At 72.0% G+C, this 5973-nt stretch carries 6 protein-coding genes; all 6 read left to right on the top strand.

All coding sequences use genetic code 11. The features are described 5' to 3' along the window. Positions 1-216: 216 nt before the first annotated feature. The 6 genes from G3I40_RS06820 (at position 217) to G3I40_RS06795 (ending at position 5943) form a co-directional block, all read left to right on the top strand. On the top strand, positions 217-870 hold the full coding sequence (locus tag G3I40_RS06820; RefSeq protein ID WP_164301258.1) for a GntR family transcriptional regulator: 654 nt from the start codon (positions 217-219) through the stop codon (positions 868-870). A 43-nt stretch (positions 871-913) separates the two neighbouring features. Then, complete coding sequence (locus G3I40_RS06815; protein ID WP_164301257.1) at positions 914-1666, top strand: PIG-L deacetylase family protein; 753 nt, start codon at positions 914-916, stop codon at positions 1664-1666. Next, complete coding sequence (locus G3I40_RS06810) at positions 1666-2370, top strand: 4-carboxy-4-hydroxy-2-oxoadipate aldolase/oxaloacetate decarboxylase (protein WP_164301256.1); 705 nt, start codon at positions 1666-1668, stop codon at positions 2368-2370. The genes G3I40_RS06815 and G3I40_RS06810 overlap by 1 nt, the downstream gene beginning before the upstream one ends. Continuing rightward, a complete protein-coding gene (locus tag G3I40_RS06805; protein WP_164301255.1) occupies positions 2367-3473 on the top strand; it encodes a 4-oxalomesaconate tautomerase in 1107 nt (368 codons plus the stop codon). Before G3I40_RS06810 ends, G3I40_RS06805 begins: the two co-directional genes overlap by 4 nt. Then, a complete protein-coding gene (locus tag G3I40_RS06800; protein WP_164301254.1) occupies positions 3470-4423 on the top strand; it encodes a catechol 2,3-dioxygenase in 954 nt (317 codons plus the stop codon). The genes G3I40_RS06805 and G3I40_RS06800 overlap by 4 nt, the downstream gene beginning before the upstream one ends. Before the next feature lie 176 nt (positions 4424-4599). Continuing rightward, entirely contained in the window at positions 4600-5943 is a 1344-nt protein-coding gene (locus G3I40_RS06795) for an aromatic acid/H+ symport family MFS transporter (RefSeq protein WP_164301253.1), read from the top strand. Positions 5944-5973 lie beyond the last annotated feature (30 nt).

Below are 5973 nucleotides of genomic sequence, written 5' to 3'. Positions count from 1 at the left end.
GAGGCCCGGCTCGCCGAGCGCATCGGGGCGGAGGCGGTCGCGGCGCTGCGCTCCGCGCTGGAGGCTCCGTGGGGCGAGCCGCCGGCGCCGCGCCGCTGACCTGTCGTTCCTGCGGGGTCCCGAGGGTTCCGAGTGCCCGGAAGAACGCAAACAAAATCGTTGACAATCTTGTTGGCCTAGATTTAGCGTCGACAGGCACTCACTCAGGGAGGGCAGATGCCGAAGGAAGCCCGTCCAGGCTCCGGAGAGCAGGCCAAGCAGTACGCGCTGGAGCGGCTCCGGCAGGCGATCCTGCGCGGCGAGATGTCACCGGCCCAGCGGCTGGTGGAGAACGAACTCGCCGAGCAGTACGACGTCACCCGCGCCAGCATCCGGGCGGCACTGCTCGACCTGGCCTCCGAAGGACTGGTCGAGCGGATCCGCAACCGCGGGTCGCGAGTGCGCGTGGTCACGGTCGAGGAGGCCGTGGAGATCACCGAGTGCCGGATGGCGCTCGAAGGGCTGTGCGCGGCCAAGGCGGCAGTGGACGCCACCGAGGCGCAGCTCGACGAGCTGACGGACGTGGGCAAGGCCATGTCCAAGGCGGTCGCCGACGGCGACCCGGTCTCCTACTCCGAGCTGAACCACGATCTGCACGCCCGCATCCGGGACATCTCCGGCCAGCACACGGCCGTCGGTCTCCTGGAGCGGCTCAACGCCCAACTGGTGCGTCACCGCTTCCAGTTGGCGTTGCGCCCGGGCCGACCGCAGCAGTCCCTGAGCGAGCACCTGGCCGTGATCGAGGCGATCCGCGCCAGGGATCCGCAGGCGGCCGAGACGGCCGTCCGCGCCCACCTCAGCAGCGTGATCGACGCCCTGCGCGCCGACTGAGCCGCAGCGGGCGGGCGCCCACCTGTCAGCAAGGAGATGCAGCATGACCCACGGCAACGCGCCCGCCACCCCGCCACGATCGACGCTCGTGGTCACCGCCCACGCGGGGGACTTCGTGTGGCGGGCCGGCGGCGCCCTCGCCCTGGCCGCCTCCCGGGGCGAGAAGGTCACCGTCGCCTGCCTCACGTTCGGCGAACGCGGCGAGTCCGCGAAGGCCTGGCGCGAGGGGAAGAAGCTCGACGAGATCAAGGCGCTGCGCCGCGACGAGGCCGAGCGCGCCGCCGCCGAACTCGGCGCCGACGTCCGCTTCTTCGACGCCGGCGACTACCCGCTCGTGCCCACCGCCGCGCTCACGGACCGGCTCGTCGCCCTCTACCGCGAGACCCAGCCCGACGTCGTCCTCACGCACCCGGCCGAGGACCCGTACAACGGCGACCACCCGGCCGCCCACCGCATGGCCCTGGAGGCCCGCGTCCTCGCCCAGGCCATCGGCTACCCCGGCGAGGGCGAGATCATCGGCGCCCCGCCCGTCTTCCTCTTCGAGCCGCACCAGCCCGAGATGAGCGGCTTCAAGCCGGAGGTCCTGCTCGACATCACCGAGGTCTGGGACACCAAGCGCAAGGCCATGGAGTGCCTGGGCGCGCAGCGGCACCTGTGGGACTACTACACCGATCTCGCCGTACGCCGCGGAGTCCAGCTCAAGCGGAACGCGGGCCCGAACCTGGGCCTCGCCCACACGACCCTGGCCGAGGCGTACATGCGCCCCTACCCGCAGATCGCGAAGGAGCTCGCCTGATGCCCGGCGTGATCGTCACCGACCCGCCGAAGGCCGGGCCGAAGGACGTCGAGGCGCTCGCCGGGCACGGCGTCGCCACCGTCCACGAGGCCCTGGGCCGCACCGGCCTCCTCGGCAGCCACCTGCGCCCCAACCAGCGGGACACGCGCGTCGCGGGCACCGCCGTCACCGTGCTGTCCTGGCCCGGCGACAACCTCATGATCCACGCGGCCGTCGAGCAGTGCCGCGAGGGCGACATCCTCGTCGTCACCACCACCTCACCGTCCACGGACGGCATGTTCGGCGAGCTCTTCGCGACCGCTCTGCAGCGGCGCGGGGTGCGCGGCGTCGTCACGAACGCCGGAATCCGCGACACCGCCGAACTGCGCGCGATGGGCTTCCACGCCTGGTCCGCCGCGGTGTCCGCACAGGGCACGGTGAAGGCGACCGGCGGCAGCGTGAACGTACCCGTCGTCATCGGCGGTGAAGTGATCCGCCCCGGCGACGTGATCGTCGCCGACGACGACGGCGTCGTGGTCGTCCCGCGCGAGCGGGCCGGCGAGGCCGCCGAGAGGTCGCGGGCCAGGGAGGACAAGGAGGCCGCGACCCGGGAGGCCTTCCGGGAGGGTCAACTCGGCCTGGACCGTTACGGGTTGAGGGACGCCCTGGACTCGCTCGGTGTCACCTGCCAGTCGTACGAGGAGTACACCGGGAACGGATCGTGAGCGGACCCGCGGGGGTGCGCTGCACGCTGATGCGCGGCGGCACCTCCAAGGGCGCCTACTTCCTGGCCGAGGACCTCCCGGCGCAACCGTCCGTCCGTGACGACCTGTTGCTGCGGATCATGGGAAGTCCCGACCCGCGGCAGATCGACGGCCTCGGCGGGGCGCACCCCCTCACGAGCAAGGTCGCGGTGGTCTCGGCGTCCACCGACGCGGCGGCCGACGTGGACTACCTCTTCCTCCAAGTGGGCGTCGGGGAACCGGAGGTGTCGGACCGTCAGAACTGCGGCAACCTCCTCGCCGGGGTCGGCCCGTTCGCCCTCGAACGCGGGCTGGTACCGACCGGCGGCGCCGAGACCTCCGTGCGCGTGCGCATGGTCAACAGCGGGGACCTCGCCACGGCCACGTTCCCCACCCCGGGCGGGTACTTCGACCCGACCGGTGACGCGGAGATCTCCGGCGTCCCCGGCACGGCCGCGGCCGTCGTCCTCGCCTTCCCGCCCGGCGACGGCCCGTTGCTGCCCTCGGGAAACGTCCGGGACACCGCCGCCGGCGTCGAGGTGACGTGCGTGGACAACGGGATGCCGACGGTCCTCGTGCCCGCAGCGTCCCTGAACGTCACCGGCTACGAGGACCCGCAGGAGCTGGAGGCCAACGGCGAGTTGGCTGCCCGTGTCCACGAACTGCGGATCGAGGCGGGGGAGTTGATGGGCCTCGGCGACGTCGGCGAGGCCACGGTCCCCAAGGTGACGCTGCTCGCCCCGCCCCGGCACGGCGGCGCGGTCACCACCCGCACCTTCCTGCCCGTCCGCTGCCACACCGCGATCGGCGTCCTCGGCGCGGCGAGCGTCGCCGCCGGACTGCGGATCGCCGGCGGCGTGGGCGCCCCGCTCGCGCAGCTGCCCGCGGGGGAGCGGCTGCGCATCGAGCACCCCAGCGGATTCACAGACATCGAAAGTACCGTCCGGGTCGGCGCGGACGGCGTGCCCCGCGCCCACCGCACCGCCGTGGTCCGCACGGCCCGCACGCTCTTCGACGGCACGGTCTTCCCCCGCCCCGCCGCCTCGGCGGCCCTGCCCGCCCGACCCTCAGGAGGTCCCCGATGACCGCGCCCCTCGGCGACATCGCCCACGTCGGACACGCCCAGCTGTTCACCCCGGACCTGGACGCCTCCGTCGCCTTCTTCACCGACTTCCTGGGCCTCACCGTCAACGGCCGGGACGGCGACAGTGTCTACCTGCGGACCTTCGACGACTACGAGCACCACAGCCTCGTCGTCACCGCCCGCGACCGGCCGGGGCTCGGCCGGCTCGCCCTGCGCACCTCCGGGGAGGAGGCGCTCCGGCGCCGCGTGAAGGCGGTCGAGGACGCGGGCGGCACCGGCTGCTGGGTCGAGGACGAACCCGGGATCGGCAAGATGTACGTCACCACCGACCCGGACGGCCACGAGCACGCCCTGTACTGGGAGAGCGAGCACTACCGGGCTCCCGACGACCTCAGGCCGGCGCTCAAGAACCAGCCCCAGGCCAAGCCCAACCGGGGCGTCGGCGTCCGGCGCCTGGACCACGTCAACTTCCTGGCCGCGGACGTCCTCGCCAACGCCACGTTCCAGGAGCAGGTCCTCGGCGCCCGCCCGACGGAACAGATCCGGCTGGACACGGGCCGGATCGCCGCCCGCTGGCTGACCTTCACGAACAAGTCGTACGACGTCGTCTACACCGAGGACTGGACCGGCAGTCAGGGCCGCCTGCACCACATCGCGTTCGCCGCGGACACCCGCGAGGACATCCTGCGCGCCGCCGACCTCGCCATCGACTCCGGGGTCTTCATCGAGACGGGCCCGCACAAGCACGCCATCCAGCAGACCTTCTTCCTGTACGTCTACGAGCCCGGCGGCAACCGCATCGAACTGTGCAACCCGCTCACCCGCCTCGTCCTCGCGCCCGACTGGCCGCTGATCACCTGGACCGAGGAGGAGCGCAAGAAGGGCCAGGCCTGGGGCCTGAAGACGATCCAGTCGTTCCACACCCACGGGACCCCGCCCGTCCGGTCCTGACCAGCAGACCCGGCCCCGGCGACCGCGCTCAGGCCGTCGGGGCCGCACTGTTCCCCTGGATTGTTAACAAAAGTGTTGACGAACGGTGCGGGACTTCTTAGCGTCTACGCCACACCGCGCCCCCTGCCGCCCGGGACCAGGAGTCCCCCCTGCGTCCCGCACGAGAGGAAACAACGATGTCCTCCTCCGCCACCTCCCCGCTCGCCCCGCCGAGCGGCGCCGCGTCCCGCAGAAGCCGCACCGTCGTCATCGCCCTGTGCTGGGCGCTGGTCTTCATCGACGGCATCGACACGTTCATCTACGGTTCGGCCCTGCCGCACATGCTCGGCTCCCACGCACTCGGCCTGACCGACGCCACCGCGGGTGACATCGGCAGTTACACGACCTTCGGCATGCTGATCGGCACGATCCTCTCGGGCACCGCGAGCAACTGGGTCGGCCGCCGCGGGACGGTCTTCGTCTCCGTCGCCGTCTTCACCGTCGCCACCGTCGGCTGCGGACTCGCGCAGAGCGCCACCGTCTTCGGCTTCTTCCGCCTGGTGTGCGGCTTCGGTCTCGGCGCGCTGCTGCCGATAGCCATCTCGTACGGCATGGAGTTCACCACCGGTACCCGCAAGGCCCTCGCGACCGGCGTCATCATGACCGCGCACCAGACCGGCGGCGCCGTCGCCCCGCTGCTCGCGCTGTGGCTCATCGACGACTTCGGCTGGCGTTCGGCCTTCCTCGTCGGCGCCGTCCCGGCGCTGGTCTTCCTGCCGCTCGCCCTCAAGATGCTGCCCGAGTCGCCCACCAACCTGCTCACCCGTGGCCGCTGTGCAGAGGCGCAGCGCGCGGCGGACGCGTACGGACTCACCCTGCCCGAACCCAAGGGCCACCTCACCGACAAGCTGGAGAGCCTCAAGGCCCTCTTCCGGGGCCGCCAGTGGACGACCACTCTGTGCTTCTGGCTGACGTCCTTCGCGGGTCTGCTCCTCGTGTACGGCGTCGGCCAGTGGCTGCCGAAGATCATGGGCGACCTGGGCTACGACACCGGTGACTCGCTCCTCTTCTCCACCTGCCTGAACGTCGGCGGCATCGTCGGCATGCTCGTCGCCGGCCGCCTCGCGGACCTGGTCGGCCCGCGCCGCATCGTCATCATCTGGTTCGCGCTCACCGCCGTGTTCGTCTACCTGATGGGCGCGCACATGGTGGTGTGGCTGCTGTACGTCGTGGTCTTCTTCGCCGGACTGCTCCTGTTCAGCGGGCAGACGATGGTCTACGCGACCGTCGGCTCCCACCACGCCGAGGAGGACCGGCCCACCGCCCTGAGCTGGGTCTCCGGCATGGGCCGGTTCGGCGCCGTCTTCGGCCCCTGGATGGGCGGTCAGCTGCTCGCCGCGGGCCACGCCGACCTGGGCTTCACGATGTTCTCCACGGCCGCCGTGTTCGGCGCGGTGATGATGGCCCTCGCGGCCGGCACGATCAAGGCCGGCTGGAGCCGCGGCAGCGCGGACCGCCTGGCGGTGCCGACCGGCGGCTGACGGCTCGCGCCCGGCGGCCGGCCCGTGTCG

The sequence above is a fragment of the Streptomyces sp. SID14478 genome, from assembly GCF_010548525.1.
In the GTDB taxonomy this organism is placed as follows: Bacteria; Actinomycetota; Actinomycetes; order Streptomycetales; family Streptomycetaceae; genus Streptomyces.
The sequence above is the reverse complement of the archived record's forward strand: the minus strand, read 5'-3'. Positions and strand labels throughout refer to the sequence as shown.